General features: G+C 70.8%; 19 protein-coding genes. 8 read left to right on the forward strand and 11 right to left on the reverse strand.

Annotated elements, in window-relative coordinates; all coding sequences use genetic code 11:
* Positions 1–12 precede the first annotated feature (12 nt).
* Positions 13–384: an iron chaperone gene (locus ACGFYP_RS33090; protein WP_393501559.1), complete on the reverse strand. Its 372-nt coding sequence runs from the start codon at positions 382–384 to the stop codon at positions 13–15.
* 33 nt (positions 385–417) lie between these two features.
* On the opposite strand from ACGFYP_RS33090, the gene ACGFYP_RS33095 reads away from it, so the two are divergent.
* From ACGFYP_RS33095 to ACGFYP_RS33110, 4 genes are all read left to right on the forward strand, one after another.
* A complete protein-coding gene (locus ACGFYP_RS33095; protein ID WP_393501561.1) occupies positions 418–1,593 on the forward strand; it encodes an acetyl-CoA acetyltransferase in 1,176 nt (391 codons plus the stop codon).
* A gap of 126 nt (positions 1,594–1,719) precedes the next feature.
* Entirely contained in the window at positions 1,720–2,979 is a 1,260-nt protein-coding gene (locus ACGFYP_RS33100; RefSeq protein ID WP_393501563.1) for an FAD-dependent monooxygenase, read from the forward strand.
* A gap of 27 nt (positions 2,980–3,006) precedes the next feature.
* Entirely contained in the window at positions 3,007–3,666 is a 660-nt protein-coding gene (locus ACGFYP_RS33105; protein WP_393501565.1) for a pyridoxal 5'-phosphate synthase, read from the forward strand.
* A gap of 43 nt (positions 3,667–3,709) precedes the next feature.
* Positions 3,710–3,958: an SCO4226 family nickel-binding protein gene (locus ACGFYP_RS33110; RefSeq protein WP_393501567.1), complete on the forward strand. Its 249-nt coding sequence runs from the start codon at positions 3,710–3,712 to the stop codon at positions 3,956–3,958.
* A 93-nt stretch (positions 3,959–4,051) separates the two neighbouring features.
* On the opposite strand, the gene ACGFYP_RS33115 is transcribed toward ACGFYP_RS33110, so the two are convergent.
* Both ACGFYP_RS33115 and ACGFYP_RS33120 read right to left on the reverse strand, forming a co-directional pair.
* Positions 4,052–5,923: an AMP-dependent synthetase/ligase gene (locus ACGFYP_RS33115; protein ID WP_393501569.1), complete on the reverse strand. Its 1,872-nt coding sequence runs from the start codon at positions 5,921–5,923 to the stop codon at positions 4,052–4,054.
* Between the two features lie 169 nt (positions 5,924–6,092).
* Entirely contained in the window at positions 6,093–6,743 is a 651-nt protein-coding gene (locus tag ACGFYP_RS33120; protein ID WP_361964566.1) for a TetR/AcrR family transcriptional regulator, read from the reverse strand.
* A 150-nt stretch (positions 6,744–6,893) separates the two neighbouring features.
* Between ACGFYP_RS33120 and ACGFYP_RS33125 the strand changes: the two genes are divergently transcribed.
* Complete coding sequence (locus ACGFYP_RS33125; RefSeq protein WP_393501572.1) at positions 6,894–7,298, forward strand: hypothetical protein; 405 nt, start codon at positions 6,894–6,896, stop codon at positions 7,296–7,298.
* Entirely contained in the window at positions 7,295–10,567 is a 3,273-nt protein-coding gene (locus ACGFYP_RS33130) for a tetratricopeptide repeat protein (RefSeq protein ID WP_393501574.1), read from the forward strand. Before ACGFYP_RS33125 ends, ACGFYP_RS33130 begins: the two co-directional genes overlap by 4 nt.
* A gap of 83 nt (positions 10,568–10,650) precedes the next feature.
* Here ACGFYP_RS33130 and ACGFYP_RS33135 read toward each other — a convergent pair whose 3' ends face one another.
* From ACGFYP_RS33135 to ACGFYP_RS33155, 5 genes are all read right to left on the reverse strand, one after another.
* Entirely contained in the window at positions 10,651–11,994 is a 1,344-nt protein-coding gene (locus ACGFYP_RS33135; protein ID WP_393501576.1) for a dicarboxylate/amino acid:cation symporter, read from the reverse strand.
* Between the two features lie 362 nt (positions 11,995–12,356).
* Positions 12,357–12,647: a DUF4229 domain-containing protein gene (locus ACGFYP_RS33140; RefSeq protein WP_361964572.1), complete on the reverse strand. Its 291-nt coding sequence runs from the start codon at positions 12,645–12,647 to the stop codon at positions 12,357–12,359.
* Positions 12,648–12,738: 91 nt separating this feature from the next.
* Positions 12,739–13,263: a GNAT family N-acetyltransferase gene (locus tag ACGFYP_RS33145; RefSeq protein ID WP_393501578.1), complete on the reverse strand. Its 525-nt coding sequence runs from the start codon at positions 13,261–13,263 to the stop codon at positions 12,739–12,741.
* A 4-nt stretch (positions 13,264–13,267) separates the two neighbouring features.
* Positions 13,268–14,431 (reverse strand): aminofutalosine synthase MqnE, encoded by a 1,164-nt coding sequence (gene mqnE, locus ACGFYP_RS33150; RefSeq protein WP_329119378.1) that lies wholly within the window; start codon positions 14,429–14,431, stop codon positions 13,268–13,270.
* A 48-nt stretch (positions 14,432–14,479) separates the two neighbouring features.
* Complete coding sequence (locus ACGFYP_RS33155) at positions 14,480–14,935, reverse strand: Lrp/AsnC family transcriptional regulator (RefSeq protein WP_361438252.1); 456 nt, start codon at positions 14,933–14,935, stop codon at positions 14,480–14,482.
* Positions 14,936–15,049: 114 nt separating this feature from the next.
* Between ACGFYP_RS33155 and ACGFYP_RS33160 the strand changes: the two genes are divergently transcribed.
* Complete coding sequence (locus ACGFYP_RS33160) at positions 15,050–15,190, forward strand: hypothetical protein (RefSeq protein ID WP_361964576.1); 141 nt, start codon at positions 15,050–15,052, stop codon at positions 15,188–15,190.
* 8 nt (positions 15,191–15,198) lie between these two features.
* Here ACGFYP_RS33160 and ACGFYP_RS33165 read toward each other — a convergent pair whose 3' ends face one another.
* Complete coding sequence (locus tag ACGFYP_RS33165; RefSeq protein ID WP_393501581.1) at positions 15,199–15,879, reverse strand: UbiX family flavin prenyltransferase; 681 nt, start codon at positions 15,877–15,879, stop codon at positions 15,199–15,201.
* An 88-nt stretch (positions 15,880–15,967) separates the two neighbouring features.
* Here ACGFYP_RS33165 and ACGFYP_RS33170 point away from each other — a divergent pair, with 88 nt between their 5' ends.
* Positions 15,968–16,579 (forward strand): rhomboid family intramembrane serine protease, encoded by a 612-nt coding sequence (locus ACGFYP_RS33170; protein WP_393501583.1) that lies wholly within the window; start codon positions 15,968–15,970, stop codon positions 16,577–16,579.
* Between the two features lie 51 nt (positions 16,580–16,630).
* Here the strand turns inward: ACGFYP_RS33170 and mqnP are convergent, their stop codons facing one another.
* Positions 16,631–17,533 (reverse strand): menaquinone biosynthesis prenyltransferase MqnP, encoded by a 903-nt coding sequence (gene mqnP / locus ACGFYP_RS33175; RefSeq protein ID WP_393501585.1) that lies wholly within the window; start codon positions 17,531–17,533, stop codon positions 16,631–16,633.
* Positions 17,530–18,981, reverse strand: a complete 1,452-nt coding sequence (locus ACGFYP_RS33180) for a menaquinone biosynthesis decarboxylase (RefSeq protein ID WP_361964582.1) — start codon at positions 18,979–18,981, stop codon at positions 17,530–17,532. The genes mqnP and ACGFYP_RS33180 overlap by 4 nt, the downstream gene beginning before the upstream one ends.
* Positions 18,982–19,066: the final 85 nt, after the last annotated feature.

Raw genomic sequence — 19,066 nt, forward strand, 5'->3', positions numbered from 1 at the left:
AACCACAGGGGATCAGCAGATCTCGCCCGGCGCCTTCGCCGTCGCCCGCAGCAGGTCCCGTACGAGGGTGAAGTCCACCCGCTCCGGGCGCCGGAAGCGCAGACATCCCTTGCCCATGTCCTGGTCGGCGAGCCGCTCCTCGAAGCCCTCCCGGACGTCCGGCCGCATCAGATAGAAGGAGATGTACTGCTTCTGCGAGGCGAAGGCGACCTCCGGCTCCCCGCCCGGCCGCCGATAGGTCGGCATGCCGTACTCCATGGCCTCCTCGAAGCCGTGGAGTTCGGTGCGGCAGAGCTCGCGCAGCCGGACGAGGGCCGTCAGGCGGTCCGGATCGAGGATCTCGGTGAGGTACGTGTCGACGTCTTCGGCCGTGCTTCTCGCCATCCGATTCTCCGTATCTGATGTACCGTCAGATTCATGCCCACCACTTCACGGAACCGCGACCGCGCCGGGCGACGCGTCGCCGTCGTCGGCATATCCCTCTCCGACTGCGGCCGGGTCGACGAGGCCACTCCCTACACTCTGCACGCCCAGGCCGCCCGCCGCGCCCTCGCGGACAGCGGCCTCGACCGCTCGGTGATCGACGGCCTCGCCTCGGCCGGGCTCGGCACCCTCGCCCCGGTCGAGGTCGCCGAGTACCTGGGCCTGCGCCCCCGCTGGGTGGACTCGACCGCCGTCGGCGGCGCCACCTGGGAGGTCATGGCCGCGCACGCGGCCGACGCGATCGCCGCGGGCCACGCCAACGCCGTCCTGCTCGTCTACGGCTCGACGTCGCGCGCCGACATCAAGGCCCGGCGCCGCACCTCGAACCTCTCCTTCGGCGCGCGCGGCCCGCTGCAGTTCGAGGTCCCCTACGGGCACACCCTGATCGCCAAGTACGCGATGGCCGCCCGCCGCCACATGCACGAGTACGGGACGACCCTGGAGCAGCTCGCCGAGGTCGCCGTCCAGGCGCGGGCGAACGCGGCGCTCAACCCGGAGGCGATGTTCCGTGAGCCGATCACGATCGACGAGGTGCTCGGCGGCCCGATGATCGCCGACCCGTTCACCAAGCTGCACTGCTGCATCCGCAGCGACGGCGGCTGCGCGGTGCTGCTCGCGGCGGAGGAGTACGTACCGGACACGGCGAAGGCCCCCGTCTGGATCCTCGGCACGGGCGAGCACGTCTCGCACACCACGATGTCGGAGTGGGAGGACTTCACGGTCTCCCCCGCGGCGGTCAGCGGCCGGCTCGCGTTCGAGCGGGCCGGAGTCACCCCGGCGGACATCGACCTCGCGGAGGTCTACGACGCCTTCACGTACATGACGCTGGTGACCCTGGAGGACCTGGGCTTCTGCGCGAAGGGCGAGGGCGGCCCCTTCGTCGAGCAGAAGGACCGGCTGCCGGTGAACACGGACGGCGGCGGCCTCTCGGCCTGCCACCCGGGGATGCGGGGCCTGTTCCTCCTGGTCGAGGCGGTCCGCCAGCTCCGCGGCGAGGCCCCGGGCCTCCAGGTGCGGCGGGCGGACGGCAGCCTCCCGGAGCTGGCGGTGGCGTCGGGGACGGGGGGCTGGTTCTGCTCGGCGGGGACGGTGGTGCTGGGCCGAGGCTGACTCCACACCACAGCGACGCCAGGATCTATACAACCGTCATAGACAGGCGTGTAGGACATCCGTATAGTCGTGGGTGCGGGACGGCGACGACCCCGCACCCACACCGACGCGACCAGGAGTCCTGCCATGACGACGTCCACACCGCTCGCGAACCGGACGGTCCTGATCTCCGGCGCCTCCATCGCCGGCCCCGCCCTCGCCCTCCTCCTCCGCCGCCACGGCTTCACCCCCACCGTCGTCGAGCGCGCCCCCGAACTCCGCACGGGCGGCTACAAGGTCGACATCCGGGGCACCGCCATCGAGGTCTGCCGCCGCCTCGGGATCCTCGACGAAATCCGGGCCAACTCCACGGACATGGACGGCGGTTCGTACGTCGACGCGCAGGGCCGCACCATCGGCGAGCTGCCCGCCGAGATCTTCGGCGGACGGGTCGAGGAGGACGACGAGATCATGCGCGGCGACCTCGCCCGCATCCTGTACGAGCGGACCCGCGAGGACGTCGAGTACGTCTTCGGCGACTCGATCGCGGCCCTGCACGACGACGGCCACGGCGTGGACGTCACCTTCGAGAGCGGCACGCGCCGCCGCTTCGACCTGGTGGTGGGCGCCGACGGCATGCACTCGAACACCCGCCGCCTCGCCTTCGGCGACGAGCGGCGCTTCACGCGCTACCTGGGCGCGTACATCTCGATCTTCTCCGGCCCCAACCACCTGAACCTCACCCGCTGGGAGACGTACCACGCCCGCCCGAAGAAGCTGATCTCCGTCTACAGCACCGCCGGCGAGCAGGCGCACCTCGCGAAGAACCTCTTCGTCTTCTCCGCGCCGAAGGAACTGCCCTACGACCGCCGGGACACGGCCGCGCAGAAGCGGCTGCTCGCCGAGGCCTTCGCGGGCGACGACTGGGAGATCCCGCGCCTGATCGCCGACGCGGCCGACGCGGAGGACTTCTACTTCGACGCGATCGCGCTCGTCGAGATGGACCGCTGGTCGAGCGGCCGTGTCGTCCTCATCGGCGACGCCGCCCACTGCGTCTCCCCCGCCGCGGGCCAGGGCACCGGCCTCGCCCTCACCGGCGCGTACGTCCTCGCGGGCGAACTCGCGGCGGCCCACGGCGACCATCGCACGGCCTTCGCGGCGTACGAACGCGTGATGCGCCCGGGCGTCGAACTGAACCAGCGCTTCGCGGCCCGCTTCGCGAAGGAGATGACGGTCTCCTCCCGCTGGAAGATCGCCCTGCGCATGGCCATGGTCCGCACCCTCCCCCGCACCCCGTGGAAGAACCTGATCGCGAAGAAGATCCGCGACGACATCCAGCGCGCGGCGAACGCGGTCCCGCTGAAGGAGTACGGGACTTCGTACGAGCACCCGGTACAGGCGGCCTAGGGAGTGTCCGGCCCCTAGGGTTCCCCCATGACCGACTTCGACCGCACGCTCCGCTCCCTGCGGGTCTGGGACACCGAGCTCCCCGTCTTCGCGCCCGAGACCGCCCCCGCCGAGCCGCTGCCCCTCTTCCACGAGTGGTTCGTGGCGGCGGCGGAGGCGGGGCAGGTGGAGCCGCACACCATGTCCCTGGCGACCGTGGACGAGGACGGGCGGCCCGACGTGCGGACCGTGATGCTGCACGGGGCCGACGCGGGCGGCTGGCACTTCGCCTCGCACGCCACCAGCGCCAAGGGGCGTCAGCTCGCCGCCCGCCCCGAGGCCGCGCTCGGCTTCTACTGGCCGGTCCAGGGCCGCCAGGTACGGGTCAGGGGCAGGGTCACGACCTCGCCCCGCGACGAGGCGTACGCCGATCTGCACGCGCGGACAACCGGAGCCCTGGCCTCCGCGCTCGTGGGGCGGCAGAGCGAGGTGCTCGACGACCTGGACACGCTGGCACGCGTCAGCCGGGCGGCCTGGGAGCGGGCGGAGGCGGAGCCGGGGGCGCACGCGGAGAGCTGGACGCTGTACGTCCTGGAACCGGCCGAGGTCGAGTTCTTCCAGGGCGACGAGCGCCGCCGCCACGTGCGGCTCCGCTACCGCCGGGACGCGGCGGCGGGCGGCTGGACGCGGGAGCTGCTCTGGCCGTGACCGGGGGCCGGGGCGCACCATGAGAGGAGGAGGTGGGAGAACCATGGGTACGTACATGGATGTCCACCGGAACATGATGGGGATCACCGCCGACGAGCTGAGGGAAGCCCACGCGGCCGACCTGGCGATCGAGAAGGACGAGGGCGTCCACTTCGAGAAGGCGTGGGCGGACCCCGATTCCGGCACGGTCTACTGCCTGTCCCACGGCCCCTCGGCCGACGCGGTGCAGCGCATTCACGCCCGTACGGGCCACGCCGCCGACGAGATCCACGAAGTGAGCCTCATGGTGTGAGCCACAGGGTCGCCCTCAGCCGCAACGTCACCCGCACGGCGCGGAGCCTCAGGGCGTCGAGCCTCAGGGCGTCGAGCCTCGGGACGTCGAGCCTCATGGTGTGACGGCCGCGTCCTCACCCCCGTACATCTCCTCGATGTCGCGGGCGAAGTCGCGCAGCACCGCGCCCCGCCGCAGCTTCAGCGAGGGCGTGAGGTGGCCGCTCGCCTCGGACCACTCGGTGGTCAGGACGCGGAAGGCGCGGATCGACTCGGCCCGGGAGACCAGCCGGTTGGCGTCGTCCACGGCGCGCTGGAGCACGCCGAGGAGTTCCTCGTCGCGGGCGAACTGCCAGAGGGGGACATGGTCCTTCTTGCGCATCCGCCGCCAGTGGACGAGCCCTTCGTGGTCCAGGGTGAGCAGGGCGGTGATGTACGGACGGTTGTCGCCGAGGACCAGGCACTGGCCGATCAGCGGGTGGGCGCGGAGCCAGTCCTCCAGCGGGGCGGGCGCGACGTTCTTGCCGGCGGAGGTGATGAGGATGTCCTTCTTCCGGCCGGTGATCCGCAGATAGCCGTCCTCGTCGAGCGCGCCCAGGTCGCCCGTGGGGAACCAGCCCTCGTCGGTGTAGGGCAGGGCCACACCGCGCTGGGAGTCCCAGTAGCCCGCGAAGACATGGCCGCCCTTGAGCCAGACCTCGCCGTCGTCGGCGATCCGTACCGCCGTCCCGGGCAGCGGCCGGCCCACCGTCCCGGTGCGGGGCTGCCGGGGCGGGGTGACCGTCGAGGCCGCGCAGGTCTCCGTGAGCCCGTACCCCTCGTAGACCTCCACGCCCGCCCCCGAGTAGAACTCCGAGAGCCGGACGGCCAGCGGTGATCCGCCGCAGATGACGTGCCGGACGCGGCCGCCGAGCGCGTCCCTGATCCGCCGGTAGACCAGCGGGTCGTAGAGCGCGCGGGCCGCCCGCAGCCCGAGCGAGGGCTCGTCCTCGTGCCCGTACCGCTGGGCGACACGCGCCGCGCGGTCGAAGGCGCCGGCCCGGCCGCCCCGCTCCGCCGTCGCCCGGGCGGAGTTGTACACCTTCTCCAGGACGTACGGGATGGCCAGCAGGAACGTGGGCCGGAAGCCGGCCAGGTCGGCGAGCAGGTCGCCGTTCTCGATGGACGGCGCGTGCCCGAGCCGTACCCGCGCCCGTACGCAGCCGATCGCGACCATCCGCCCGAAGACGTGCGCGAGGGGCAGGAAGAGCAGCGTCGCCGGGGCCTCCTTGCTGAGCTCACGGAAGACGGGGTGCAGGAAGGCGACGGCGTTGTCGACCTCGGCGAAGAAGTTGCCGTGGGTCAGGGCGCAGCCCTTGGGGCGGCCGGTGGTGCCCGAGGTGTAGACGAGGGTGGCGAGGGTCTCGGGGGTGAGCAGACCGCGGCGCGACGTCACGGCCTCGTCGGGGACGTGCGCCCCGTCGCGGCGCAGCTGCGCGACGGCGCCGGCGTCGAGGACCCAGAGGTGCGCGAGCCCGGGCAGTCCACGGCGCTCGGTGGAGACCAGCCGGCCCTGCGCGGGGTCCTCGACGACACAGGCGGTGGCGCCGGAGTCCTGGAGGATCCAGCGGGTCTGGAAGGCGGAGGAGGTGGGGTAGACGGGGACGGTGATGAGGCCGGCGGCCCAGGCCGCGAAGTCCAGCAGGGTCCATTCGTACGTCGTCCGGGCCATCAGCGCGAGCCGGTCCCCTGGGCGCAGGCCCGCGGCGATCAACCCCTTGGCGACGGAGTGGACTTCGGCGGCGAAGGCGGCGGCGGTGACGTCCTCCCAGCCGCCGTCGGCCCGCTTCCGCCCGAAGACGACGGCGTGCGGCTCGGCGCGCGCGTTGTCGTAGGGGATGTCGGCGAGCGACCCGCGCCGGACCGGGGGGACGAGCGGCGGTACGGAGGCCTCCCTCACCGCTCCGGCGACGACGGTCAGCCGCGGCTGCGGCTCGGTGACGGACACGTGCGGCTCCTCGGTGGAAGGGCCGGCCAACTGCTGACCGTTGAGTAACCTTACTTTTCGGTAAATCTAAGACGGGTAAGGGAGTTGGGACAATGCCCGCACCCGACGGGATGCCGAACCCACCCGTGCCACCCACGGCGCCTCCACCTGAGCACCGCGCGCGCCGCCTTCAGCGGGGAGACCAGCGCTCGCTCCGCATGAGGTTGCCGAGCCCCGCCCAGGAGAAGTTCATCAGCGTCGCCGCCGCCTCCCGGGCCGTCATCCCCGGCGTCTCGTTGGCCCAGCAGGCCACCGACTCCGCCGCCCCGACGAGCGCCTGCGAGAGCCCGGCGACGTCCCGCTCGGCCAGCTCCGGATCGCGGTTCGTCTCCCGGTGGGTCTCCTGGGCCGCGGCCCCGATCAGCGTCCCCACGTACGCGACGATCTCACCCCGCATCCGCCCGGCCTCACCGGCGAACGGCTCCCCGTGCGTCCGCGCCTGCCGGCTCAGCACCGCCCACCCGTCGGGGTGCTCGGCGGTGTGCGTGAAGAAGGCCAGAAGCCCCGCCCACAACTGCGCCTCGGCCGGCTCCCGCGGATCGACCCCGCCCGCCACGGCGTCGAGCAACGCCCGCGCCTCGCGCCGGATGCAGGCGGTGAACAGCTCTTCCTTGGAGTTCAGATACAGATAGACGAGCGGCTTCGACACCCCCGCGAGTTCGGCGATCTCGTCCATCGACGCGGCCTGGTACCCCCGCTGCCCGAAGGTCTGCACGGCGGCGTCCATCATCTGCCGCTCCCGCACTTCCCGCGGCATCCGCTTGACCTTCGTGCCACCCACCCCGGCCGCCCTTCCCACCCTGCCCACCGACTCCGGTGGAGAGCCTACGTGCCTCCCGGGAGAAGCGACGGGACCTGCGATCCTTCCGGCCGCAAACCGCCTACACTCAGGCACAGTTGGGCAACGGAACGCGCAGGAAGCGGTGGGGGAATGCAGATCCGCATCACGAGCGAGGGCGACGCGTACGCCCTCACGGAGCTTCAGTCCTGGCTGGCACGCGACCCCGGTACGGCGGCGCTGAAGGTACGGCCCGTGACGGGCCAAGGCCCGACGATGAACGTCTTCGAGGCGCTGGACATCATTTTCGGCCACGCCACGGACCTGGCCGCCTTCGCTGTCGCATACGCCACCTGGCGTACGACCAAGGCGAACGACCGGAGCCCCGCCGGCGAAGCCACCGGCGGCGCCCGGACCCTCACCCACGAGGGCACCACCCTCGACATCGGCCATCTCTCCCCGCAGGAACTGGCCGACCTGCTGCGCCGCTTGAACGAGGGCGGCCGGTCGGCGGGCTCCCCGGACGGCGGTGACCCGGACAGCGGCCCGCGCGCATGACGCCGACGCCGGCATCGACATCGACACAGGCGCAGGCGCAGGCACCGGCACAAGGCGCGGGGCGCGCCTCCCGGGCGGTCCTCTTCGGTGTCCACGCCTACCAGCACCTCGGCGACCTCGACGGGGTGCGGCACAACGTGCCCGCCTTGCGGGCTCTGCTCACCGCCGTCGACGTGGGCGGCCTCGACGAGGCCCACTGCGTCACGGTCCCGGCCGACAGCACCTCCGGCATCCTGCTCGACGCCGTCCAGGACGCCGCCGACGAGGCCGAGGACCTGCTCCTCGTCTACTACTCCGGTCACGGGCACTACGGGCGGGACGGCCGCAGCCTGCTCCTCGCCACGCGGGCCTCGCACGCCCAGCGGCACCACCACTCGGTGCCGTACGACGAGGTACGGGCGATCGTGGGCCGCTCCCGGGCCCGGCACAAGATCGTGATCGTCGACTGCTGCTTCAGCGGACTCGCCCTGCACATGAGCGACGGGCCCACGCCCGCCGCCGCACCGGACTTCGAGATCGAGGGCGCCTGCGTCCTGACCTCGGCCGCCGAGACGGAACCCTCCCTGTGCCTGCCGACGGGCAGCGTCTTCACCCTGGAGCTCGCGGGGCTGCTGGGCGAGGGGCTCAGCGGCCCGCTCCCCGACGGCCGCCGCGGCGAACACCAGGCCACCCTGACCATGGCCGACGTGTACCAGGCGCTGCGCTCCCGGCTGACGGACCGCACGGTGGAGGGCCTCCCCGTTCCCCGGCCCAGGATGAGCACCCGGGACAACGGCCATCTCATCTCGCTCGCCGGCAACCGCGCCTTCACCGAGGAACGGCTCGGCCCCCGCGCCCAGCGCTCCCCGCACACCGCCTACGCACCCACGCGCCACTTCACGGGCCGGGAGGAGGAACTGGCGGAGCTGGAACGGCTGGCGGCCCGGCCTCCCGCGGTCTGTCTGGTCCACGGCCGCGGCGGCCAGGGCAAGTCCGAGCTGCTGCGCGCGGCGGCCGCCCGCATGGCGCACCTCTTCCCCGGAGGCTGCCTGGAGATCGATCTGCGCGGCTGGACGCCCGGCGAGCAGCGGCGCGATCCGTACGCCGTCATCGCCGAGCAGCTGCGCCATCTGGGGCACCGCGCCGAGGACATCCCCGCCGACCTCACCGCGCGGGCCGAGACCTGGCGGCTGTTCCTGGAGAGCCGCTCGGTGCTGCTCCTGCTCGACGACGCCCGCGACTCCGCCCAGCTCCTCCCGCTGCTGCCCGGGGCCGCCTCGCGAAGCATGGTGCTGATCTCCAGCCGATCCGAACTTCCCGACCTGCCCAAGGACTGGCGGCACGAGCTGGGCCCCCTGCCGACCGCCGACTGCATCGCCGTATGGCACAAGATGGGCGTACCGGACGGCACCCGGCACCTCGGCGAACTCGCCGACCGCATCAAGGGCAGCCCGCACGCCCTGAGGTCGCTCTCCACCCGGCTGCTGCGCGGCGCCTCCCCCGAGGCCGTCCTCGCCTCCCTCTCCGAGCCCGCCCGCTACCGCGCCTTCCGCGACATCGACGCCGCCGAACGCGCCGCGTTCACCAGCGCGTACGACACCCTCGACGAGGATCTCCGGGCCCTGATCCGGCACGCCGCCTGGCACCCGGGCCCGGACTTCGGCTCGGACTCCCTGGCCGCGATGGCGGAGCTCCCCGAGCACGAGGCCGAGGTCCGGCTCACCGAGATCGAGCAGCTGCTGACCTGGCGGGACGGCCGGTACAGCCTCCACGACCTGAGCCTCGTCTACGCGCGCGAACGGGCCGCCCAGGACGACCCGGAGGGCCAGGGGCCCAGCCGGGCACGGCTGTACGCGCATCTGCACCAGGGTCTCGGCAGATCCTCGGCCGTGACGGGCGCCGACCCGGACAGCGACGACCACACCGTGGAGGAGGCCCTCCGCTGGCTGGCGGCGCACACCCGCGAGCTGGGCGCCGCCGCCCGCACGGTCCGCGCGGACGGCTGGGACGAGGCCTCCGACTTCCTGGACGCGGTCGCCAACTGGTTCTACCTCGACGACCGCTACACCGAGGCGGTGGAGCTCTACCAGCTGCTCCTGGACGCGGCCGTCCCCGGCTCGCTCGGTCACGCCGACGCGCTCGCCGCTCTCGCCAATGTGTACCGGCTCCAGAACCGCAACGACGAAGCGAGGACGCGCTACCAGCAGGCACACGAGCTGTACGAGGAGCTCGGCATGCGGCGCGGCCAGGCCGACACACTGGACGGTCTGGCCCGCGTGCACATGGTGCAGTACCGCTACGAGGACGCCACCACCGCGCTGCTCAAGGCCCACGACATCTACGTGGAAGAGGGGGGACGCCGTGGACAGGCCGACTCCCTCGACGGTCTCGGAGACATCTACAGGCTCCAGGACCGTTACGACGAAGCGGCCGTCGCCCACAGGAAGGCGTACGAGCTGTACGAGGTCGAAGGCGATCGGCGAGGCCAGGCCGACGCGCTGAAGGGGCTGGCGGCGGTCCACCATCTGCAGGCCGACGACACGGCCGCCGCGGAGTCCTACGAACGGGCCCTGGGGCTCTACACCGTCCTCGGGGACCGGCGCGGCCAGGCCGAATCGCTCATCGGCCTGGCCTGGGTCAACTCCGTACAAGGGCTGCACGAGAAGGCGGATGCCGCATACCGAAAGGCCCAGGGCATCTTCGAGGCCTTGGGCGACCCTGCGGGGCAGGCACACACGCTCTACGGCCTGGCCAGAAGCTGCCGGATTCACGAACGGTACGACGAGGCGCTGGCCCAGTACCGTGAGGCCTGCGACATCTTCCGAGAGCTCGGCGACCGCCTCAACCAGGCGATCGCGCTCCACGGCATGGGCAAGACCCACCTGACGCGGCGGGAGTACGACGAAGCCGCCACCGCCTTCACGCAGAGCCGCGTCCTCCACGAGGGTATCCAGCACCCACGCCTCCGTGCCGACGTCCTCAAGAGCCTTGCGGCGGCGCACATGTTCCGCGAGCGCCACGACGATGCCTTCGACGCGCTCCAGGAGGCGAACGCCCTGTACGAGGCCTCGGGTGACTCCCTCGGCCAGGCCGACTCGCTCCTCTCCCTCGCGGACGTCGCCTGGGACCTCGGCCGTCACGGGAGGGCTGCCGACGCCTTCCGCACCGCCGCCCGGCTCTACGACGAGATCGGCCTGCCCGAGGAGGCCGAGGCCTGCCGGACCGAACTCGCCGCGTGCGAGGCCGAGGCCGAAGAGAAGGCGGAGGCGGAGGCGGAGGAAGCGCGCTGACACACGGGCGCGCCCCGGACCGTCGTGGTCCGGGGCGCGCCCGCACAGTGCTCCGTGAGTGCTCCGTGACCGGAGCGGAAGGCCTACGCCGTGGCCGGCACCGCGACCTTCGGCTCGGTCTCGCGGACGTCGCCGCCGTCGACCGGGGAGGACGAGGCGGAGTTGTACGCGTCGACGTCGAGGATCTTCTCGCGGGCCGCGACGACGACCGGGACCAGAGCCTGGCCCGCGACGTTCGTGGCCGTGCGCATCATGTCCAGGATCGGGTCGATCGCCATCAGCAGGCCGACGCCCTCCAGGGGCAGGCCCAGGGTGGAGAGGGTCAGGGTCAGCATGACCGTGGCGCCCGTCAGGCCGGCCGTGGCGGCCGAGCCGACGACCGAGACGAAGGCGATCAGGAGGTAGTCCTGGATGCCCAGCTGGACGTCGAAGATCTGCGCGATGAAGATCGCGGCGAGCGCCGGGTAGATCGCGGCGCAGCCGTCCATCTTCGTGGTGGCGCCGAACGGGACGGCGAAGGAGGCGTACTCCTTCGGGACGCCGAGGCGCTCGGTGACCTTCTGGGTGACCGGCATCGTGCCGACCGAGGAGCGGGAGACGAAGGCCAGCTGGATGGCCGGCCAGGCGCCCTTGAAGAACTGGAGCGGGTTGACCTTGGCGACCGTCGCGAGCAGCAGCGGGTAGACGCCGAACATCACGAGGGCCGAGCCGATGTAGACGTCGGCGGTGAAGGTCGCGTACTTGCCGATCAGCTCCCAGCCGTAGTCGGCGATGGCGAAGCCGATGAGGCCGACGGTGCCGATCGGGGCGAGGCGGATGACCCACCACAGGGCCTTCTGGAGGAGTTCGAGGACCGACTCGGAGAGGGCCAGGATCGGCTTGGCGCGGTCACCGAGCTTGAGGGCGGCGACACCGGCGACGGCGGCCATGAAGACGATCTGCAGGACGTTCAGCTCGGTGAACGGGGTGATGACGTCCGTCGGGATGATCCCGGTCAGGAAGTCGATCCAGGTGCCCTCGCGCTTCGGCAGCTTGCCGTCCTGCGGGGTGAGGCCGGTGCCGGCGCCCGGGTTGGTGAGCAGGCCGATCGCGAGGCCGATGCCGACCGCGATCAGCGAGGTGATCATGAACCAGACCAGGGTCTGGGCGGCCAGCCGGGCCGCGTTGTTGACCTTGCGGAGGTTGGTGATCGACACCAGGATCGCGAAGAAGACGAGCGGGGCGACGGCCAGCTTCAGGAGCTGGACGAAGATGTCGCCGACCTGGCCGAGGGTCTCCTTGAGCCAGCTGACGTCCTGGCTGCGGGCGAGCCAGCCGAGCAGGACGCCGAGTACGAGACCGGCGACTATCTGGGCCCAGAAGGGGACCTTGGGTATGCGCGAGGACGTCGGGGACTTCGTCTCGGGCGTGGACGCGGACGCGGACACAGACACACTCCACAGGTGCGTATCGGGGAAATACGAGGACGGGGGGTGCGGTACACACGCGCTGGGCGGTACCGCTGCATGATGCCGGGGTCAGAGCTCGCGGCAACAGACCGCGGACATACAGCGGCACAGATCGACATGCAGACGCGCCACGAGCGGGGTGCTCGCGGCGTCGAGGTGGCGCACGAGGCGCACTGCTGTCGTCATGACAGGTACGTTAACACTTGAACTTTGAGAACCTCAAAGCTCTTCTTTGAGGTAGTAGGAACCCGCCTGGACCTCCGAAACGCAGAACACCCCGGTCAGGAGCCTTCGAAGCTCCTGACCGGGGTGTTTGTGCTGTGACGAAACTTACCTGGGCCTTACACGTCCTCGCTGGCCCGGTTGGCCTCGAGGCGGCCCTTCGCCCGGTCCACCTTGGCCACGATCTGCTCGGACATCGCGTCCCGCTGGCCCCGCAGCAGGACGAAGCTGAGCGGCGCGGAGATCACGATGGAGAGGATCAGCACCCAGAGCAGGTTGGAGTCGCCGAGGCCGCGCGGCAGCACGCCCACGTAGACGAGCCCCCAGAGCGCGAGGAAGCACCCGGCGAAGATGCCGAGGCGCATGAGGGTGTAGCGGAGGGTCGCAGCGCCCGTCCCGTTCGCGGCCACGACGGCCCCTTTCTCTGTCTCTGTCCGACTCACTGTCCGACTCACTGTCTGTGCCGAATCGTCCGTCCAGTGAAGCACGGTACGAACGTGATCAATGCAGCGGGAGGAGCATGAAGATGTCGTCCCTGTCGTCGCCCTCGGCCACCCGGATCGCGCCGGGCACCCGCCCGACCTCCTTGTAGCCGCAGGAACCGTAGAAGCGGTCGACGCCCGTGCCGCCCCGGCAGGTGAGCCGGATCGCCTCGATCCCGTCGAAGCCGCGGACCGCGTCCTCGACGGCGGCCATCAGGTCGCGGCCGTACCCCTTGCCCTGGTGGGAGGGGTGGACCATGACCGTGTAGAGCCAGACCCAGTGCGTCATCAGCCGGTGCGTGTTGTACGCGACGAAGGTGGTGGCGGCGACGGTGCCGTCCTCCTCGTACCCGACGACGAGCCGCATCCGGCCATCGGCCATCGCGGCGAGGTGCTTGACCAGCTCGGGCCGGATCGTCTCCACGTCGACCGGCGGGACGAAGCCGACGGCCCCACCCGCGTCGGAGACGTCCGCCCACAGCCGCAGGACGCCGTCCCGGAGCGCGGGGGTGACCGGCGGATCCAGTGCGAAGGTGAGGCTCATGGGGTCAGACCCGCATCGGCTGGGGCGACTCGCGGCGGTCCGCGTCCGGGCCCGGGTACTCCCGGATGATCTCGTACCGCGTGTTCCGCTCCACCGGACGGAAGCCGGCGTCGCGGATCAGCTCCAGGAGGTCCTCGCGGCCCAGCTTGTTCGGGGTGCCGTAGTTGTCGGCGTCGTGCGTGATCTTGTACTCGACGACCGAGCCGTCCATGTCGTCGGCGCCGTGCTGCAGCGCGAGCTGGGCGGTCTGGACGCCGTGCATGACCCAGAAGACCTTGACGTGCGGCACGTTGTCGAAGAGGAGGCGGGAGACGGCGAAGGTCTTGAGGGCCTCCGCGCCGGTCGCCATCGTCGTGCGCGCCTGGAGCTTGTTGCGGACCTTGCCGTCCTGCATGTCCACGAAGTCGTGCTGGTAGCGCAGCGGGATGAAGACCTGGAAGCCGCCGGTCTCGTCCTGGAGTTCACGCAGCCGCAGCACGTGGTCGACGCGGTGCCGGGGCTCCTCGATGTGCCCGTACAGCATCGTCGAGGGGGTCTTGAGCCCCTTCTCGTGCGCGAGGCGGTGGATCCGGGACCAGTCCTCCCAGTGGGTGCGGTGGTCCACGATGTGCTGGCGGACCTCCCAGTCGAAGATCTCCGCGCCGCCGCCGGTGAGGGACTCCAGGCCGGCCTCGATGAGCTCGTCGAGGATGTCGGAGGCCGACATGCCCGAGATGGTCTCGAAGTGGTGGATCTCGGTGGCGGTGAAGGCCTTGAGGGAGACGTTCGGGAGCGCCTTCTTCAGCTCGGAGAGCGAGCGCGGGTAGTAGCGCCAGGGCAGGTTGGGGTGGAGCCCGTTGACGATGTGCAGCTCGGTGAGGTTCTCGTTCTCCATCGCCTTGGCGAGGCGGACGGCCTCCTCGATGCGCATCGTGTACGCGTCCTTCTCGCCCGGCTTGCGCTGGAACGAGCAGTACGCGCAGGACGCGGTGCACACGTTCGTCATGTTGAGGTGGCGGTTGACGTTGAAGTGGACGACGTCACCGTTCTTGCGGGTCCGGACCTCGTGGGCCAGGCCGCCGAGCCAGGCCAGGTCGTCGGACTCGTACAGGGCGATGCCGTCCTCGCGGCTCAGCCGCTCTCCGGAACGGACCTTCTGCTCCAGCTCGCGCTTGAGTCCCGCGTCCATGCGGCCGCCTCCCATGTCTGACGATTTCAGGCTCCACCCACCGTACTCTCAGCCCTCTTCGGGCAGATCCCCGACCCGGTTCTCCCACTTGGTGGAGAGCACGATCGTCGTACGGGTGCGGGAGACGCCCTTGGTGCCGGAGAGGCGGCGGATCGTCTTCTCCAGGCCGTCGACGTCGCTGACGCGCACCTTGAGCATGTACGAGTCGTCGCCGGCGATGAACCAGCAGTCCTCGATCTCGGCGAGGTCCTTCAGGCGGCGGGCCACGTCCTCGTGGTCGGCGGCGTCGGAGAGGGAGATGCCGATGAGGGCGGTGACGCCGAGGCCGAGCGAGGCGGCGTCGACCGTCGCGCGGTAGCCGGTGATGACGCCGGCCGCCTCCAGACGGTTGATGCGGTCGGTGACGGAGGGGCCGGAGAGCCCGACGAGCCGGCCGAGTTCGGCGTACGAAGCGCGGCCGTTCTCGCGCAGAGCCTGGATGAGCTGCCTGTCCACGGCGTCCATAGGTATGAGGCCTTCCATTGTCCAGCGATACCGCGAGTTTAGGTATAGAATCTAAGGTACACAGGGGTCGACACCCTGTGAATCTTTCAATTGAACAAAGACGATCATTCAGGAGTGGTGTTCACCGTGTACACGATCGAGATGGCCTACGCCCGTATGCGCGAGCTGCAGGACCTGGCCGACCGCTCGCGTGCCCACAAGCCGTCCGCCGCCGCCCGGCGCGCAGAGAAGAAGCGCGCCGCCAAGAAGCGCTGATCACGGCTCTATTCCCCCCGAGGGGACGCTCCACCGAGCTCCCCCTCCCAACGGCGGTACAGCCGGTGCGGCACGCCTGCCGCGTCGAGCACCCGCCCGGCGACGAAGTCCACCAGATCCTGGATGTGCGTCGCCCCCGCGTAGAACGCCGGAGAGGCGGGCAGCACCACGGCGCCCGCCTCGTCCAGCGCCACCAGGTGCTTCAGCGTCTGCCCGTTCAGCGGGGTCTCCCGCACCGCGACCACCAGCGGCCGCCGCTCCTTGAGCGTCACGCTCGCCACCCGCTGCAGCAGGTCCTTCGAAAGGCCCAGCGCCACGCCCGCCACCGAGGCGGTCGACGCGGGCACGATCAACATCCCCTTCACCGGGTACGAGCCGCTGCTCGGCCCTGCGGCCAGGTCCCCGGCCGCCCAGTACCGCACGTCGTCGATGTCGGGTGCGAACGTCCCCGGCTTCCCGTCGGCGCCCCGCGCCAACCAGGCCGCCAGGTCCTCGCGCCAGTGCGCGTCCCGGAAGGCGATCCCCGTCTCGTCGAGCAGCGTCAGTCGCGACGCGCGCGAGACGACCAGGTCGACGCTCTCCCCCGCTGCGAGCAGCCCCCTCAGCACGGCGGCGGCGTACGGGGTCCCAGACGCCCCGGACACCCCGACCACCCAAGGACGACGCTGCTGTTCCTCTACCGGCTCCACGCCGACGAGCCTATCCGGCGGCCCGGGAGGAGAACTCCGCACGGGGTCCCGTACGTTCTCCCCTACACAGGGTTCGGACCGCAGGGGGATGGTCATGACAGATCTCGAAGCGACGGGATGGCGTACGTCCGACCGGGCGAAGGCGGCCGTCCAGCTCATGGCGGGTTGGGTCGCCCTCTTGTGGCTGCTCGAAGGCATCGACCATGTGACGGGCCACGAGCTCGACGCGTACGGCATCGTCGCCCGCGACCCGGACAGCTTCGGCGGGATCCTCGCGGCGCCGTTCCTGCACTTCGGCTTCGGGCACGTCGCGTCCAACAGCGTCCCGCTGCTGATCTTCGGCTTCGTCGCCGCCCTCGGCGGCATCCGCCGCTTCCTCGCCGTCTGCGCGCTGATCATCGTCGCCGACGGCATCGGCGTCTGGCTGATCTCCCCGTCGAACTCGATCACCGCGGGCGCGTCCGGCCTGGTCTTCGGCCTCTTCGGCTACCTCGTGGTCCGCGGCTTCGTGGAGCGCAAGCCCCTCGGCATCGCCGTGGGCCTGACGATCGCCGCGCTCTGGGGCGGCTCGATACTCATGGGCATCTCCCCCACCAACACCACGGTCAGCTGGCAGGGCCACCTGGTCGGCCTGGCGGCGGGCGTGGGCGCGGCGTTCCTGTTCCGGCCCACGCGCCGGCCCGCGGCGCTCACCCCGTGAATCCCCGCCGCGCTCACCCCGTGCATCACGGGGTGCGTCACGAGGACCGGCTCACACCGTCAGCCCCCGCATCACCAGGTCGATCAGCGCGCACAGGAACAGCGAGATGCCGATGAAGCCGTTCGTCGTGAAGAACGCGCGGTTGAGGCGGGACAGGTCGTGGGGCTTCACGATCGTGTGTTCGTAGCAGAACGCCGCGACCACGATCACCAGGCCGACCCAGAAGAACAGCCCCGCGTCCGTGGCGAGGGCGTACCAGACCAGCAGGCCCGTCGTGACGACCGCCGAGCCCCGCGCGCCCCAGAGCGCCGCCGGGACGCCGAAGCGGGCGGGGACCGACATGACGCCCTCGGCGCGGTCGGCCTGGACGTCCTGGCAGGCGAAGATCAGGTCGAAGCCGCCGATCCAGATCCCGACCGCGAGCCCGAGGATCACCGCGTCCCAGGACCACTCCCCGGTCACCGCGAGCCAGGCCCCGATCGGCCCTATGGCCTGCGCGAGGCCGAGGATCGCGTGCGGGAAGTTCGTGAACCTCTTGCCGTACGGATAGACCACCATCGGCACCACGGCGAGCGGCGCGAGCGCCAGGCACAGCGGGTTGAGCAGCGCCGCCGCCCCGAGGAAGACGACGACGGCGATCCCGGCCCCCGTCCACGCGGAACGCACCGACACCGCGCCGGTCACCAGCTCGCGGCCGGCCGTCCGCGGGTTACGGGCGTCGATCTCCCGGTCGATGATCCGGTTGCAGGCCATCGCGAAGGTCCGCAGCCCCACCATGCAGATGGTGACCAGGAGCAGCTTGCCCCAGTGGATGTGCTTGTCCAGCTGGAACATCGCGGTCAGCGAGGCGATGTACGCGAACGGCAGCGCGAACACCGAGTGCTCGATCATCACCAGGCGCAGGAAGGCCTTGGTACGCCCCGGCTGGGCGCCGGGTACGGCCGCGGTGGTCACAGGCCGTACTCCTTCCAGCGGCGGTCCACCAGGGCCGCCGTCGCCGGGTCAGACTCGACCATGTCCGGCCAGCCGCCGTCCCGGGTGTACCCCTCCTCGGGGAGCTTCTTGGTGGCGTCGATGCCCGCCTTGCCGCCCCAGAACTGCTGGTACGAGGAGTGGTCCAGGTGGTCCACGGGGCCCTCGACGACCGTGAGGTCGCGGGAGTAGTCCGTGTTGCCGAGCGCCCGCCAGGACACCTCGTGCAGGTCGTGGACGTCGCAGTCCTTGTCCACCACGATGATCAGCTTCGTCAGCGACATCATGTGCGCGCCCCAGATGGCGTGCATGACCTTCTGCGCGTGCTTCGGGTACTTCTTGTCGATCGAGACGATCGCGCAGTTGTGGAAGCCGCCCGACTCGGGCAGGTGGTAGTCCACGATGTCCGGCACGATGATCTTCAGGAGCGGCAGGAAGAAGCGCTCCGTCGCCCGGCCGAGGGGACCGTCCTCCGTCGGCGGCCGGCCGACCACGATCGACTGCAGCAGCGGACGCTTCCGCATGGTCACGCAGTCGATGGTCAGAGCCGGGAAGGGCTCCTGCGGCGTGTAGAAACCGGTGTGGTCGCCGAAGGGACCCTCCGGGAGCATCTCGCCCGGCTCCAGCCAGCCCTCGATGACGACCTCGGCCTGCGCCGGCACCTGCAGCGGCACGGTCTTGCAGTCGACCATCTCGATCCGCTTGCCCTGCACGAAGCCCGCGAAGAGGTACTCGTCGATGTCACCGGGGAGCGGCGCCGTCGACGCGTACGTCACGGCCGGGGGGCAGCCGAAGGCGATCGCGACCGGCAGCCGCTCGCCCTTCGCCGCCGCCACCGCGTAGTGGTTGCGGCTGTCCTTGTGGATCTGCCAGTGCATGCCGATGGTGCGCTTGTCGTGGCGCTGGAGGCGGTAGAGCCCGAGGTTGCGGACCCCGGTCTCCGGGTGCTTCGTATGCGTGAGTCCCAGGTTGAAGAAGGACCCGCCGTCCTTGGGCCAGGTGAACAGCGCCGGGAGCTGGTCCAGATCGACGTCGTCGCCGGTGAGGACGACCTCCTGCACCGGAGCATCCTTCACCTTCTTCGGCGGCACGTGGACCATCGAGCCCAGCTTGCCGAAGGCCTCGCGTACGCCGATGAAGCCCTGCGGCAGCTCGGGCTTGAGCAGCCCGCCGATCTTGTCGCTGATGTCCTCGTACGACTTCAGCCCCAGCGCCTTGAGCAGCCGCCGGTCGGTGCCGAAGACGTTCATCGCGAGCGGCATGGCGGCGCCCTTGACGTTCTCGAAGAGAAGCGCCGGGCCTCCCGCCTTGTTCACCCGGTCGACGATCTCCCCGACCTCCAGGTACGGATCGACTTCGGCCTTGATGCGCTTGAGGTCGCCTTCGCGCTCAAGGGCCCTGAGCAGCGAGCGGAGATCGTCGTAAGCCATGGGGCCCAGTATCGGCCACCGGCTAGGCTTGACCTGTCACCGGGGCCGTCGAAACGTACCCCGCCACCGGATCCAGGGGGCTGTC

Origin of the sequence: Streptomyces sp. NPDC048370, from assembly GCF_043200825.1 — a bacterium.
Taxonomy (GTDB): Bacteria; Actinomycetota; Actinomycetes; order Streptomycetales; family Streptomycetaceae; genus Streptomyces.